Raw genomic sequence first — 14278 nt, forward strand, 5'->3', positions numbered from 1 at the left:
GGCTGATCGAGATGAAAGACAGAATGTCGTAGACAAGATCGGTCATTTGGAAAACTCCTCTGTGTTCACGTATGTTTATTTTTTGTTCTATTTTTGTTCCAAAGTCAACACCCGTTCTACAACGGCATTCATTTTAGGGTTTACGAATAGTGAATACACAACCGGCGGCAGGAGCCGGGAAGCAAACGGCAGCTTCTGCCGGTGTCCGCACCTCGCCCTTCGAGACGCCGCCTGCGACGGCTCCTCAGGATGAAGTGCTACCGTGATCCGGAAACTTAAAGATCGACGACCTTGCCGTCCTTCAACGTCACGCGCCGGTCCATGCGGCGGGCAAGTTCATGATTGTGGGTCGCGATCAGGGCCGCAAGCCCCGACTGACGTACGAGGGCCTCCAGAGCGCCGAAGACGTAAGACGATGTCGTCGGGTCGAGATTGCCGGTCGGTTCATCCGCCAGAAGAACGAGCGGCGCGTTGGCAACGGCGCGGGCAATGGCGACGCGCTGTTGCTCGCCGCCGGAAAGTTCCGACGGGCGATGGGACGCGCGCTTGCCGATCTTCATATATTCCAGAAGCTGCTGCGCGCGCTCCGCCGCGGCCTTCTTGGACAGGCCGCGGATCATCTGCGGCATCATCACATTTTCCAGCGCGGAAAATTCCGGCAGGAGATGATGGAACTGATAGACGAAACCGACATCGTTGCGGCGGACCGCCGTGCGCTCGTCATCGGACAATTTGCTGCAGGAACGCCCATCGAGAAAAACGTCCCCATTGTCGGGACGCTCAAGCAGGCCTGCCGTGTGCAGCAATGTCGACTTGCCCGCGCCGGATGGCGCAACAAGCGCAACCATTTCGCCACGGCGAAGCGTGAAATCGGCATCCTTCAGAATGACCAGTTCGCGGTCGGCTTCCTTATAGGCGCGGCCGACCCGCTCCAGCCGCATGATGATTTCAGCCGCCATTTATTCGTACCTCAATGCTTCAACCGGATCGAGCTTGGCAGCGCGCCAGGCTGGAAAAATGGTGGCAATGAATGAAAGCACCAGAGCCATGACGATAACGGAAATCGTTTCACCGGGGTCCATCTTCGCAGGCAACTGGCTCAGGAAATAAAGTTCCGGATTGAACAGTGTCGTGCCCGAGAGCCACGAGAAGAACTCCCGCAGGCGCTCGACATTGAGGCAGACGACAACACCCAGAACAACACCGGCTACCGTGCCGGTGACGCCGATGGCGGCGCCCGTCATCAGGAATATGCGCATCACCGCGCCACGGGTTGCGCCCATTGTTCGCAGGATTGCGATATCGTGCCCCTTGTCCTTCACCAGCATGATAAGGCCGGAAATGATGTTCAGCGCCGCAACGAGCACGATCAGCGTCAGGATCATGAACATGACATTGCGCTCGACTTCCAGCGCCGAGAAGAAAGTCTGGTTGCGCTGGCGCCAGTCGACAAGCGAGAGCTGGCGACCCGCCGCCTCTTCCACCGGCGCGCGCATCGCGTCCACCTTGTCGGGATTATCGACAAAGATTTCAAGCGATTGCACCTTGCCTTCCTGATTGAAGAAGAGCTGCGCCTCGGACAGCGGCATCATCACAATGGAACTATCATATTCCGACATGCCGATCTCGAAGATCGCCACAACAGGATAAGCTTTCACACGCGGATTGACGCCAAACGGCGTCACATCGCCATCCGGCGAAATCACCCGCAACGTATCGCCGATGGAAAGGCCGAGATTTTCCGCCATGCGGGTGCCGATGGCAACACCGCCACTCTGGTCAAAACCTTTCAGCGTACCCTGACGGATATTGCCGGAAACAAGCTTGAGCTTGTCGAGATCCTCTTCACGGAGACCGCGCACCAATGCACCCGTTCCAGCGCCGATATTCCCCTGAACAAGCGCCTGCCCTTCCACCACGGGAATGGCGAACTTGATGCCCGAAATACCGTCGATCCGCTTGATAAGGCTGGCATAATCATCCAGCGGACGATCAATCGGCTGCATGATGAGATGGCCGTTTATGCCAAGAATTCGGGTCAAAAGCTCGGCACGGAAGCCGTTCATCACCGCCATCACGATGATGAGGGTCGCCACGCCCAGCATGATGCCGGTGAACGAAAAACCGGCAATGACCGAGATAAAAGTCTCGCGGCGGCGCGCTCGCAGATATCGCCATGCGATCATCCGTTCGAAAGCCGAGAATGGACCGGACTTCGGTGCCTTTTGGGCTACCTTTTCCTGGTCCCCGGGTTTTGCTGCCGCCGCGTTGCTCATGCTTCTGCCGTCAACAGGTTGATTGCGGCTTCAACGCTCAGATTCTGGCGCTCACCGGTCTTGCGATCCTTGATCTCGACTTCACCGGCAGCGACGCCGCGCGGGCCGACAATCACCTGCGTCGGCAGACCGATCAGGTCCATCGTGGCGAATTTCGCGCCCGGACGGTCATCCGTGTCGTCGAGCAGCGGGTCGACGCCTGCATTGGTCAGCGCCTCATAGAGCTTTTCGCTGACAGCATCGCAGCCCTCGTCGCCCGGCTTCATATTGACGATACCGGCACCGAACGGCGCAATGGCCTTCGGCCAGATGATGCCTGCATCGTCGTGGAAAGCTTCGATGGCTGCCGCGACGAGGCGCGACGGGCCGATGCCGTAGGAACCCATGGAAACCAGATGTTCCTTGCCGTCCGGACCCTGCACTTTCGCGCCCATCGGTTCGGAATATTTCGTGCCGAAATGGAAGATGTGGCCGACTTCGATGCCGCGTGCCGAAACCTGATCCTCCGGCTTGACCTTGGCCCAGTCGGCCTCGTCGTGCATTTCGTCGGTCGCCGCATAAGGCGTTGTCCAGCGCTTGACGATATCGGTCAGCTGCGCATCGTTGCGGAAATCGGTGTCCGCACCCGGCACGGCGAGATCAAGATAGGCCTTGTCGCAGAAAACCTGGCTTTCACCGGTTTCAGCCAGAATGATGAATTCGTGGGAAAGGTCGCCGCCGATCGGGCCGGTGTCGGCGCGCATCGGGATCGCCTGCAGGCCAACCCGCGCAAAAGTGCGCAGATAGGACACGAACATGCGGTAGTAAGCCATTTTCGCGCCCTCATAGTCGAGGTCGAACGAATAGGCATCCTTCATCAGGAACTCACGCGAACGCATCACGCCGAAACGCGGGCGCACTTCGTCGCGGAACTTCCACTGAATGTGATAGAGATTGAGCGGCAGGTCCTTGTAGGAGCGCACATAGGAGCGGAAAATATCGGTGACCATTTCCTCGTTGGTCGGACCGAAGAGCATGTCGCGCTCCTGACGGTCCTGAATGCGCAGCATTTCCTTGCCATAGGCATCGTAGCGACCGCTTTCGCGCCACAGATCGGCGGACTGGATGGTCGGCATCAGAATTTCATTGGCGCCCGCGCGGTTCTGCTCTTCGCGAATGATAGCGCAGACCTTGTTGAGAACCTTCAGACCGATCGGCAGCCAGGCATAAATGCCGGCTGACTGTTGACGGATCATACCCGAACGCAGCATCAGCCTGTGGGAGACGATTTCCGCCTCCTTGGGGTTTTCCTTCAGAATAGGCAAAAAATACCGCGACAGACGCATCGTAACCACCAATCAAGAGGGACTGCCTGACTGCTTCAAGAATCAGGCAAAAATTAAGCATATTCGTCGGTTTCTTACCGGGTTATACACCGGTTGGAAACCCGCATGAAAAAGCTTTCGCGATAGCGGATTTCCCCATCCACAGCCATGAATGTCAGCCGAATGAACCAGAGACGTAAAATGCGGCCTCCAGATTCACATTCAATTTCAATATATTACAGATATATCACCCTCAGTGAGGAAAATTTGCGAAAGAAATATGACGTCATAGAAGATTTTTCGTGACAAAAGCTGTGCAGTTCGCTATTTTTTTCAGCATAAGAGCAACAACGGAATAAAACCGTTGGTTTCACGCGGTCAAAGTCTTGGGAGGATGGATCCAGGCGCGACTTCCGCAGCCGCCAGTCAAATGGAAACGGATCGAACGCGTATTTGATTAGCAAGGCGAAAGCCTTGCTTTTTTTTTGCACTTCCAAAACCTCCATGATTTTCGCATTTCCGCTATTTTATAGGCCGCAATAACACATTGATTTTGTGGGATTTATCGCAGTGCCCTCTGCGCATCCAAGTATTAAATTTCACTTAAGTATAAATCGATTTATTTGAAGAACTTCGCATATGCGAAGGCATCACCGTCTTAAATGACGCCGGGTTGTGACACGTCGGAAATTCAATATGTTACGTGGACAGGCTCAATATGCGGTACAACCTTTGATTGGCGCATCCACGTTTCTTTATATAAAAGAAAGGCTGCCTATTTTTTAGGCAGCCTCTTTAACCCGAGCTGGGATGGTGTAAAATTCAGGTCAGGTCCGGAAAGAAATGCGGAATATCATCGAGGCCGAAACCGCTGACCTGCGTCAAATAATAATAGAGCAGGAAGATGAGCGTGGCGACAATGGTTGTCCGCAAAAAGGCCCGTCCGATGCGCGGCTTGGCCGGAGCGCTGGCGACCGTGCCCAGCGTCACTTCATTTTCTTCGGCCTGCGTACGCAATCCAACCGGCAACAGCGCAAAAAGCGTCGTCCACCAGATTATGAAATAAATCGCGATGCCTGAAACTAGCGACATGATTACACCTCTTCGAGTTCGATCAGTGTACCGTTGAAATCCTTGGGGTGCAAAAACAACACCCGCTTGCCGTGAGCGCCGATCTTCGGCTCTCCATCTCCAAGGATACGCGCGCCTTCAGCCTTGAGACGGTCGCGGGCGGCAATTATGTCCGCAACCTCATAACAGAGGTGATGCATTCCGCCGGAGGGGTTCTTTTCCAGAAAGGTCGCGATGGGAGACCCCTCGCCCAACGGTTCCAGCAATTCGATTTTGGTGTTGCCGACGTCGATGAAAACCACGGTGACGCCATGTTCGGGCAGTGCTTGCGGCTCAGTAACCTTCGCCCCGAGCTTACCGCGATAAAGCGCTGCTGCGGCATCAATATCCGGAACGGCAATCGCCACGTGGTTCAAGCGTTCGAGCATCAGCACCTCCCATGCCGGTCATCTTGCAATCTGTGTGATTACCGTACCCTATTCACGAATACGGTCACCACGGGCTTTTTGCCCCACGCTTCATTTGCCGCAGCGCGGACTGCACGGCGAACGGACTCCCGCACCAGCTCGATATCCTTGCGGCGAACGCGCGGAATGCTGTCGATGGCCTCGATGGCTGCATCCAGCAGAATATCTTCCAACAGGTCGCCCTGCGCGTTTTCTTCCGGCACGCCGAAAGTCACGAGATCGGGCTCGTCGATGATCTTGTGTTCACGGTCCAGCAATACCGAAACGGCGACATGACCGACATAGGCGAGCTTGCGGCGCTCGACCATGCCGATTTCTTCCTCGTCACCGATCAGCTTGCCGTCCTTGTAGATGCGGCCAACCGGCGCTTCGTCGATAATCTCGGCCTTGCCGGGCGCCAGACGCAGCATGTCGCCGTCACGCACCTGCGCAACCTGCCCGATGCCTTCCATCGCGCCAAGCGAGCCTTGGGCAACCAGATGAGCGGCTTCGCCATGCACCGGCACCAGAATTTGCGGGCGAACCCAGGAATACATGCGGCGCAATTCGCTGCGGCGCGGATGGCCCGACACATGCACGAGCGCGTCTTCATCGCCGATGATCTTGATGCCGCGATCGATCAGGCGGTTCTTGATGTCGAGAATGGCCTTCTCATTGCCCGGAATGGCGCGCGATGAGTAGATGACCGTATCGCCAGCGGTGAGCGCGAGGCTGCGCATTTCGTCACGTGCCAGTTTTGCAAGCGCCGCGCGCGGCTCGCCCTGACTGCCGGTGAGGATCATCACCACGTTTTCGCGTGGAATATAGCCATAATCCTCTTCGCTGAGATATTCCGGCAGGCCTTCCATATAGCCAAGCTCGGTCGCAACGGAGATGGCGCGCTTCATCGAGCGACCGACCACCAGCACCTGACGGCCCGCATCGCGCGCCGCTTCGGTAATCGACCGGATACGACCGACATTGGAAGAGAAAGTGGTGATGGCAACACGTCCGCGCGCATTTTCGATCAGTTCGCGCAGGCTTTCGCCCACCTGACGCTCCGATGGAGATTCCCCCTCGCGCAGCGCATTGGTGGAATCGCAGATCAGCGCCAGCACGCCCGCATCACCGAGGGCGCGAAAACGCGCCTCGTCGATAACGGGTCCAAGCGACGGTTCCGGGTCCATCTTCCAGTCGCCTGTGTGCACGACCGTACCGAGCGGTGTCGTAATGGCCAACGAAACCGGCTCGGGAATCGAGTGGGTTACGGCAACCGCTTCGACATTGAAGGGGCCGACTTCGAATTTTTCGCCCGCCTTGTAGATCGTGATCGGAATCTCGGGCGCGCCGTCTTCCGACTGCCGCTTTGCTTCAAGCAGACCGGCAGTGAATGGCGTCGCATAGACCGGAACCTTGAGGCGCGGCCACAGATCGAGCAAAGCACCGAAATGGTCTTCATGCGCATGGGTGATGACGATGCCGCGCAGATTGTGCTTTTCAGCTTCAAGATAGCGGATATCCGGCAGGATGAGATCAGCACCCGGCTGTTCCGGCCCCGCAAAGCTCACACCCATATCCACGACCAGCCATTCACGGTTATCCGCAGGACCGAAGCCATACATGGCCAAATTCATGCCGATTTCGCCTACGCCGCCGAGCGGCAGAAAGACGAGTTCCGTAGTATTGGATCGGGCCATGAAATTTCCTCTGTGATTAGAGCGCGTTCTTGCGGCATCAACTGGACCTAAACTGGTCCTGTTGCAACCCCGGCAAGATGCAATAAAGCAATTATTTGCGTATCGTAGCAGCAGTTCCGAAATAGACATCGCCAGCCGTTACCGCAACCCGTGAACCGTCGTCTTCGCAAATAACAAAGCGGCATGCTTCATCGATTGTCTCAAAACGACCTTCGATAATGCGACCTTCGACCTGCATGGTGACATTCTGGCCGAGGCCATGGGCGCGCTTCAGCCAGCGCTTGCGAATATCGTCGAGACCGCGCCCCTCGTTCCAGACGCGGTAATTGACCGACCAAGCATCCGACAAAGCTGCAAACAGGGTTTCGGCATCGCATTTGCTGCCGAGTGCCTGCAATGCGGTTGCCGGATAAGGCAGATCATCTGGGAAAGCGACAACATTGGTGCCAATGCCGATGGCAACGGCAAACAGGTCCTTAGCCAGAATGGAAGATTCAAGCAGGATGCCGGTCAGTTTGGCGCCGTTGACCAGAACATCATTCGGCCATTTGAGGCCAATTGTCGGCGGCACGGCAGGCCCCGTTGCTGCGAATACGGCATCGAGCGCATCGGCAAGCGACAAGCCGGCAACGAAACCAAGCGTTGCCGCCGTCTTCATTTCATAGGATTCAACAAGAAGCAGCGTGGAGGCAAGATTGCCTTCCGGCGTGGACCAGGCACGGCCCCGCCGTCCACGGCCGCTTTCCTGCCTCTTCGTGACAAGCCAGAGCTTGCCCGGATCACCGCTCGCTGCCCTTTCCAGTGCAACCGCATTGGTGGAACCTACCGTCTCGAAACTTTCGAGACGGTAGCCATCATTTGCCGCGACAGGCGAAAGCGCAAAACTCATCTATGCTTCCGCCTTGTGCATTGGTCAGAAGAACGTCTTGGCTGCGGCTTCGGCAAGTCCGCCAATCGGACCAGCAAGGAAGACGTAGAAGAGCACGAACGCGCCCGTTACGCCAAGAACGAGACGAAGCTCGCCTGCGACCGGAACGAAACCACCCGTCGGCTCATCGAACCACATGATCTTGATCATGCGCAGGTAGTAGAACGCGCCCACGACCGAAGCCACGATACCGATGATGGCGAGCGGCAGGAGACCGACCTGCACAGCTGCGGCGAAGGTGTACCACTTGCCGAAGAAGCCTGCGAGCGGCGGGATGCCAGCGAGCGAGAACAGGAAGATGGTCATGATCGTTGCCAGCACCGGATTGGTGCGGGACAGACCAGCCAGATCCTCAATGCTCTCCACATTGCCGTCTTTGGTGCGCATTGCGAGAATGAACGCGAAGGTTCCGAGCGTCATGGCAAGGTAGATCGCCATGTAGATCATCACGCCCTTCACGCCGATCACCGTTCCGGCGGCCAGACCAACGAGCGCATAGCCCATATGGCTGATCGAGGAATAAGCCATCAGGCGCTTGATGTTGCGCTGGCCGATGGCGGCAAAGGCACCGAGGATCATCGAAGCAAGCGCGATGAAGATCACGACCTGCTGCCAGTCATGGGTGACCGGGGCAAAGGCTTCCGCGACAACGCGGATGATGAGCGCCATGGCGGCCATCTTCGGAGCGGCGGCAAAGAATGCCGTTACCGGGGTCGGCGCGCCTTCATAGACGTCCGGCGTCCACATATGGAACGGAACGGCGGAAATCTTGAATGCCAGACCGGCCAGAATGAAGACCAGACCGAACACTAGGCCCAGTTCGCGCTGTCCGCCGGAGACGGCCTGCGCGATTTCGGCAAAGCCGATATGGCCGGTATAACCATAGACGAGCGAAATACCGTAAAGCAGCATACCCGAGGACAGCGAACCGAGAACGAAATATTTCAGGCCGGCTTCCGTCGAGCGGACGCTATCGCGGTTGAACGCTGCCAGAACGTAAAGCGCCAGCGATTGCAGTTCGAGACCCAGATAAAGCGACAGCATGTTGGATGCGGAAACCATCAGCAGCATGCCGAGCGTGGAAATCACGATCAGGACCGGAAATTCGAACTTGTCGAATTTTTCCGCCTTGGCGAAGCCGACCGACATCACCAATGTCACGATGGAGCCGATCAGCGTCAGCACCTTCATGAAGCGGCTGAAACCGTCTGTGACGATGGCGCCGCCGAATGCGGCGCCGTTCGTCGGGAAAAGGACAACCAGTGCCAGCGCCGCAATAAGCACCGCGACGGATAATCCGTTGACGAGCGTGGCCGCCCGCTCGCCGGAGAACACGCCAATCATGAGCAGTGCCAAGGCGCCCACAGCAAGGAGAACCTCCGGTGCTGCAAGGGTCAGATGAGCTATGAGATCAGTCTGCATGACCTACGCCTTTATTTCTTACTGTGCCAGCACGGCGCTCGCGGTGCCCGCGAGTGCTGCGTCATAATGTTGGACCAGGGCGTTCACGGCACCGGCGGTCACATTGAAGACCGGGGTCGGATACACACCGAAGAAGATGGTGAGCGCCACAAGCGGGTAGAGAATGATCTTCTCACGCGGGCTCAAGTCGAGGAGCGCCTTCAGGCTTTCCTTGGTCAATGCGCCGAAGACCACCTGACGGTAGAGCCAGAGCGCATAAGCGGCCGAGAGGATGACGCCCGTGGTTGCGAACAGTGCTACCCAGGTATTGACCCGGAACACACCGAACAGCGTCAGGAATTCACCGATGAAGCCCGAAGTACCCGGCAGGCCGACATTCGCCATCGTGAAGATGAGGAAGGCCACCGCATATTTCGGCATATTGTTCACCAGACCGCCAAACGCCGCAATCTCGCGGGTATGCATACGATCATAGATCACGCCGACGCAGAGGAAGAGCGCGGCCGACACGATACCATGCGACAGCATCTGGAAGATGGCGCCCTGGATACCCTGCTCGTTGGCCGCGAAGATACCCATGGTCACATAGGCCATGTGCGCAACCGACGAATAGGCGATCAGCTTCTTCATGTCTTCCTGCACCATCGCGACGAGCGAGGTGTAGATGATGGCGATGACCGACAGCGCGAAGATGAAGGGTGCGAAGTCGGCGGAAGCCAGAGGGAACATCGGCAGCGAGAAACGGATGAAACCGTAACCGCCGAGCTTCAGGAGAATACCGGCCAGAATGACCGAGCCTGCCGTCGGCGCTTCAACGTGCGCGTCCGGCAACCAGGTATGGACCGGCCACATCGGCATCTTCACCGCGAAGGATGCGAAGAAAGCGAGCCATAGCCATGTCTGCATCCCCGCCGGGAAGTCGTACTTCAGCAGCTCCACGATATTCATCGTGCCAGCCTGCCAGTACATGGCCATGATGGCGATGAGCATCAGCACGGAGCCCAGAAGCGTATAGAGGAAGAACTTCAAGCTCGCATAGACGCGACGCTTGCCGCCCCATACGCCGATGATGATGAACATCGGGATAAGGCTTGCTTCGAAGAACACGTAGAACAGGAACAGGTCGAGCGCGCAGAACACGCCGATCATCAGCGTTTCCAGAATGAGGAACGCGATCATGTATTCCTTGACGCGCTTTTCGACCGATACCCAGCTTGCGAGAATGCAGAAGGGCATGAGGAAAGCGGAAAGCACCACGAACAGGACGGAGATACCGTCCACGCCCATGTGGTAGCTAATGCCGCCACCCATCCAGTCGACCTGCTCGACCATCTGGAAGCCAGCGTTCGAATTGTCGAACCCTGCCCAGACGACGAGCGACAGGATGAAGACGAATATCGTCGTCAGCAAAGCGACATTGCGGATATTGCGACGCGAAGCCTCGCTGTCGTCCTTGATCAGAAGGATCAGTAACGCGCCGACGAGCGGCAGAAACGTGACCGTTGAGAGAATTGGCCAGTCGGTCATCAGAAAGAGCTCCCGAGCATCATCCAAGTGACGAGCGCGGCGACGCCGATCAGCATCGCGAATGCGTAGTGATAAAGGTATCCGGACTGCATCTTGACGACACGGTTGGTGACATCGAGCACGCGAGCCGAAATGCCATCCGGGCCGAAGCCGTCAATAAGCCAGCCGTCGCCGCCCTTCCAGAACAAGCGGCCGAGCCAGCGAGCCGGACGTACGAAGAGGAAGTCGTACAGTTCGTCGAAGTACCACTTGTTGAGAAGGAACTGGTAGAGGCCACGGTGACGGGCAGCCAGCGCCTTCGGCGTTTCCGGCGAGCGGATATAGAATATCCAGGCGACGATGAAGCCGAGAACCATCGAAATGAACGGCGACAGCTTAACCCACAGAGGAACATGGTGGTATTCCTCAAGGATCTGGTTGGCAGCCGAGGTGAACAGCGCGCCCTTCCAGAATTCGGCATATTCGTGACCGAAGAAGAGTTCCTTGAACACGACACCGGCAAAGAGTGCACCGACGCCGAGGATCAGCAGCGGAACGAACATGACGGCAGGCGATTCATGGACGTGATGCATGACTTCCGCCGAAGCGCGCGGCTTGCCGTGGAAGGTCATGAAAATCAAACGCCATGAATAGAAGCTCGTGAAGAGTGCGGCAATGATGAGAAGCGTCGAAGCGTAGCCGCTGGCAGCACTGTGCGAAGCGAAGACGGATTCGATGATCGCATCCTTGGAGAAGAAGCCTGCGGTGCCGATAACTGTGCCCGGAATACCGAGGCCCGTAATGGCAACCGTACCGATGACCATCATCCAGTAGGTGATGGGGATCAGCTTGCGCAGGCCGCCCATGCGACGCATGTCCTGCTCTTCCGAAACGGCATGGATAACCGAACCGGCGCAAAGGAACAGAAGCGCCTTGAAGAAAGCGTGCGTGAACAGGTGGAACACGGCGGCGCCATAAGCGCCGACGCCGAGTGCCGCAAACATATAGCCGAGCTGCGAACAGGTCGAATAGGCGATCACGCGCTTGATGTCGTTCTGCACGAGGGCGACCGTTGCTGCAAAGAAGGCAGTGGTGGCGCCGATGATGGTAACGACCAGAAGAGCGGTCTGCGACAGTTCAAAGATCGGCGACATGCGGGCGACCATGAACACGCCCGCGGTAACCATGGTAGCGGCGTGAATGAGAGCCGAAACCGGGGTCGGGCCTTCCATGGCGTCCGGAAGCCAGGTGTGCAGCAGGAACTGCGCCGACTTGCCCATCGCGCCCATGAAGAGCAGCAGGCAGGTGATGGTGATCGCGCCCTGCTTGTCGAGCTGATAGCCGAGGAAGTTCAGAACGACCTGGTTGGCATCGGCAGCGCCTTCAGCCGGCAGGTAATTGGCGGCTGCTGCGAAGATCGTGTTGTAGTCGACCGACTGGAACAGCGCGAACACGCCGAAGATGCCGAGCAGGAAGCCGAAGTCACCAACGCGGTTGACGACGAAGGCCTTCATGGCGGCGGCGTTGGCCGAAGGCTTCTGGAACCAGAAACCGATCAGGAGGTAGGAAGCCAGACCCACGCCTTCCCAGCCGAAGAACATCTGGACCAGATTGTCCGACGTGACCAGCATGAGCATGGCGAAGGTGAAGAGCGACAGATAGGCGAAGAAGCGCGGACGGTGCGGATCGTGGTGCATATATCCAATGGAATAGATGTGCACGAGAGCCGACACCGAGTTCACCACGACCAGCATGACGCCGGTGAGCGTATCGATGCGCAATGCCCAGTCGAAGGAAAGCGTGCCCGACGTCACCCAGTGAAGAACCGGGATGCGGACGGTTTCCGCGTCAGGCCCAAGCGGAATCTGGAAGAACACGACCCATGACAGGATCGCGACGACGACCATGAAACCGGAAGTGATGTATTCGCTCGCCTTGGCTCCAATCTGATTGCCGAAGAGACCGGCAATCAGGAAGCCGAGAAGCGGAAGGAAGACGATCGCGTAATAGAGCATTTGCCCGTCAACCTTTCATAACATTGACGTCTTCCACCGCGATGGAACCGCGATTACGGAAGAAAACAACGAGAATTGCCAGACCGATGGCTGCTTCAGCAGCCGCAACAGTCAGAACGAAAAGGGCGAAGACCTGCCCGACCATGTCGCCGAGCTGGCTGGAGAACGCCACGAAGTTGAGATTGACCGACAGAAGGATCAATTCGATCGACATCAGGATAACGATGACGTTCTTGCGGTTCAAAAAGATGCCGAAGACGCCAAGCGTAAACAGGATGGCCGAAACGGTGAGATAGTGGGCGATACCGATTTCCATATGCTTATCCTCAGATGCCTTTGCCCGTATCGACTTGTCTGATCTCGATCGCCGTTTCGGGCGTGCGAGCTACCTGGGCCGGGATGGACTGGCGCTTGACATTCGGCTTGTGCCGCAGCGTCAGAACGATGGCGCCGATCATCGCGACCAGAAGGACGAGACCAGCAACCTGGAAGTAGAAGACGTAGTCGGTGTAGAGAATGTCGCCCAGAGCAGCGGTGTTGGTCCGCTCGGCGATATTCGGGATCGGCACAGCACCCTGCCCCAGCTTCGGTGCAAACATGTTGCTTGCAAACACGAAGATCAGTTCGCCAAGCAGGATGAGGCCGACCAGAGCGCCAACCGGTGCATATTGCAACGCGCCGCGCTTCAGTTCGGAGAAATCCACATCCAGCATCATGACGACGAAGAGGAAGAGCACCGCCACTGCGCCGACGTAAACGACGAGCAGGATCATGGCGAGAAACTCGGCCCCCGTCAGCAGGAACAGAGCTGCCGCATTGAAGAATGTGAGGATCAGAAACAGCACCGAATGCACGGGGTTGCGTGCCGCGATCACCATGAACGCGGATGCGATCATGATGAAGGCGAACAGATAGAAAAACGCTGCCGCAATACCTGTCAGCATGGGGATCCCCCAACACCTTTCCGTGAGCAGAGCCTTATTGCCTTGCTCGCTTTAGTCTTTGTTTGCCGCGAATATTCGCGAAACCTAAATTCCGGCAACAAGATGGGCCGCCCCTTCCTGTTGCCGCTTTTCAAACCGGATGCCGAAACGAGGTTTCAGCAAAACCAATCAGCGATATGGCGCATCCATCGCGATATTACGCGCGATTTCACGTTCCCAACGGTCGCCATTGGCAAGGAGCTTGTCCTTGTCATAGTAGAGTTCTTCGCGGGTTTCGGTCGCGAATTCGAAATTCGGACCTTCCACGATGGCATCCACCGGGCATGCTTCCTGGCAGAAACCGCAATAGATGCACTTCACCATGTCAATGTCGTAGCGCACCGTACGGCGGGTGCCGTCATTGCGGCGCGGACCGGCCTCGATGGTAATGGCCTGCGCCGGGCAGATCGCCTCGCAAAGCTTGCAGGCAATGCAGCGTTCTTCACCGTTCGGATAACGGCGCAGCGCATGTTCGCCACGGAAACGCGGCGAGACCGGACCCTTTTCATGCGGGTAATTCAACGTCGCCTTGGGCGCGAAGAACTGGCGCATCGAAAGGAAAAACGCACCAACAAATTCCTTGAGAAGGAGCGATTTGGCTGCTTGAGCGAATGAAGTCATTTTTATTAC

The 14278-nt window shown here is 57.2% G+C and carries 13 protein-coding genes; all 13 read right to left on the reverse strand.

Features of this window, described 5'->3' with window-relative positions; translation table 11 throughout:
* Positions 1–275 precede the first annotated feature (275 nt).
* The 13 genes from JNC70_RS09265 to nuoI all read right to left on the reverse strand — a co-directional run bounded on the left by JNC70_RS09265 (position 276) and on the right by nuoI (position 14269).
* Positions 276–959, reverse strand: coding sequence for an ABC transporter ATP-binding protein (locus tag JNC70_RS09265; protein WP_012092252.1), 684 nt, complete (start codon positions 957–959; stop codon positions 276–278).
* Positions 960–2276, reverse strand: a complete 1317-nt coding sequence (locus JNC70_RS09270) for a lipoprotein-releasing ABC transporter permease subunit (RefSeq protein WP_104754050.1) — start codon at positions 2274–2276, stop codon at positions 960–962.
* A complete protein-coding gene (gene proS / locus JNC70_RS09275) occupies positions 2273–3601 on the reverse strand; it encodes a proline--tRNA ligase (protein WP_104754049.1) in 1329 nt (442 codons plus the stop codon). Before proS ends, JNC70_RS09270 begins: the two co-directional genes overlap by 4 nt.
* Before the next feature lie 801 nt (positions 3602–4402).
* Positions 4403–4672 (reverse strand): DUF1467 family protein, encoded by a 270-nt coding sequence (locus JNC70_RS09280; RefSeq protein ID WP_104754048.1) that lies wholly within the window; start codon positions 4670–4672, stop codon positions 4403–4405.
* A 2-nt stretch (positions 4673–4674) separates the two neighbouring features.
* A complete protein-coding gene (mce, locus tag JNC70_RS09285) occupies positions 4675–5079 on the reverse strand; it encodes a methylmalonyl-CoA epimerase (RefSeq protein ID WP_104754047.1) in 405 nt (134 codons plus the stop codon).
* A gap of 38 nt (positions 5080–5117) precedes the next feature.
* A complete protein-coding gene (locus tag JNC70_RS09290; protein ID WP_104754046.1) occupies positions 5118–6794 on the reverse strand; it encodes a ribonuclease J in 1677 nt (558 codons plus the stop codon).
* Positions 6795–6885: 91 nt separating this feature from the next.
* Positions 6886–7683, reverse strand: a complete 798-nt coding sequence (locus JNC70_RS09295; protein ID WP_104754045.1) for a biotin--[acetyl-CoA-carboxylase] ligase — start codon at positions 7681–7683, stop codon at positions 6886–6888.
* Positions 7684–7707: 24 nt separating this feature from the next.
* The gene (gene nuoN, locus JNC70_RS09300; protein WP_104754044.1) at positions 7708–9144 is read right to left on the reverse strand and encodes an NADH-quinone oxidoreductase subunit NuoN; all 1437 of its coding nucleotides are present in this window, start codon (positions 9142–9144) and stop codon (positions 7708–7710) included.
* A gap of 18 nt (positions 9145–9162) precedes the next feature.
* Positions 9163–10671, reverse strand: a complete 1509-nt coding sequence (locus tag JNC70_RS09305) for an NADH-quinone oxidoreductase subunit M (protein WP_104754043.1) — start codon at positions 10669–10671, stop codon at positions 9163–9165.
* Positions 10671–12665, reverse strand: coding sequence for an NADH-quinone oxidoreductase subunit L (gene nuoL / locus JNC70_RS09310; protein WP_104754042.1), 1995 nt, complete (start codon positions 12663–12665; stop codon positions 10671–10673). Before nuoL ends, JNC70_RS09305 begins: the two co-directional genes overlap by 1 nt.
* Positions 12666–12672: 7 nt before the next feature.
* The gene (gene nuoK, locus JNC70_RS09315; RefSeq protein WP_006466598.1) at positions 12673–12981 is read right to left on the reverse strand and encodes an NADH-quinone oxidoreductase subunit NuoK; all 309 of its coding nucleotides are present in this window, start codon (positions 12979–12981) and stop codon (positions 12673–12675) included.
* Between the two features lie 10 nt (positions 12982–12991).
* The gene (locus JNC70_RS09320; RefSeq protein ID WP_104754041.1) at positions 12992–13609 is read right to left on the reverse strand and encodes an NADH-quinone oxidoreductase subunit J; all 618 of its coding nucleotides are present in this window, start codon (positions 13607–13609) and stop codon (positions 12992–12994) included.
* Between the two features lie 168 nt (positions 13610–13777).
* Entirely contained in the window at positions 13778–14269 is a 492-nt protein-coding gene (gene nuoI, locus JNC70_RS09325) for an NADH-quinone oxidoreductase subunit NuoI (protein WP_104754040.1), read from the reverse strand.
* Positions 14270–14278 lie beyond the last annotated feature (9 nt).

Origin of the sequence: Brucella oryzae, from assembly GCF_041929965.1 — a bacterium.
In the GTDB taxonomy this organism is placed as follows: Bacteria; Pseudomonadota; Alphaproteobacteria; order Rhizobiales; family Rhizobiaceae; genus Brucella; species Brucella oryzae.

Coding starts and splice junctions, on each gene's coding strand:
- mce (WP_104754047.1), bottom strand. CDS start 5,079: ATGCTCGAACGCTTGAACCACGTGGCGATTGCCGTTCCGGATATTGAT.
- proS (WP_104754049.1), bottom strand. CDS start 3,601: ATGCGTCTGTCGCGGTATTTTTTGCCTATTCTGAAGGAAAACCCCAAG.
- JNC70_RS09295 (WP_104754045.1), bottom strand. CDS start 7,683: ATGAGTTTTGCGCTTTCGCCTGTCGCGGCAAATGATGGCTACCGTCTC.
- nuoK (WP_006466598.1), bottom strand. CDS start 12,981: ATGGAAATCGGTATCGCCCACTATCTCACCGTTTCGGCCATCCTGTTT.
- JNC70_RS09320 (WP_104754041.1), bottom strand. CDS start 13,609: ATGCTGACAGGTATTGCGGCAGCGTTTTTCTATCTGTTCGCCTTCATC.
- nuoN (WP_104754044.1), bottom strand. CDS start 9,144: ATGCAGACTGATCTCATAGCTCATCTGACCCTTGCAGCACCGGAGGTT.
- JNC70_RS09270 (WP_104754050.1), bottom strand. CDS start 2,276: ATGAGCAACGCGGCGGCAGCAAAACCCGGGGACCAGGAAAAGGTAGCC.
- JNC70_RS09280 (WP_104754048.1), bottom strand. CDS start 4,672: ATGTCGCTAGTTTCAGGCATCGCGATTTATTTCATAATCTGGTGGACG.
- JNC70_RS09305 (WP_104754043.1), bottom strand. CDS start 10,671: ATGACCGACTGGCCAATTCTCTCAACGGTCACGTTTCTGCCGCTCGTC.
- JNC70_RS09265 (WP_012092252.1), bottom strand. CDS start 959: ATGGCGGCTGAAATCATCATGCGGCTGGAGCGGGTCGGCCGCGCCTAT.
- nuoL (WP_104754042.1), bottom strand. CDS start 12,665: ATGCTCTATTACGCGATCGTCTTCCTTCCGCTTCTCGGCTTCCTGATT.
- nuoI (WP_104754040.1), bottom strand. CDS start 14,269: ATGACTTCATTCGCTCAAGCAGCCAAATCGCTCCTTCTCAAGGAATTT.
- JNC70_RS09290 (WP_104754046.1), bottom strand. CDS start 6,794: ATGGCCCGATCCAATACTACGGAACTCGTCTTTCTGCCGCTCGGCGGC.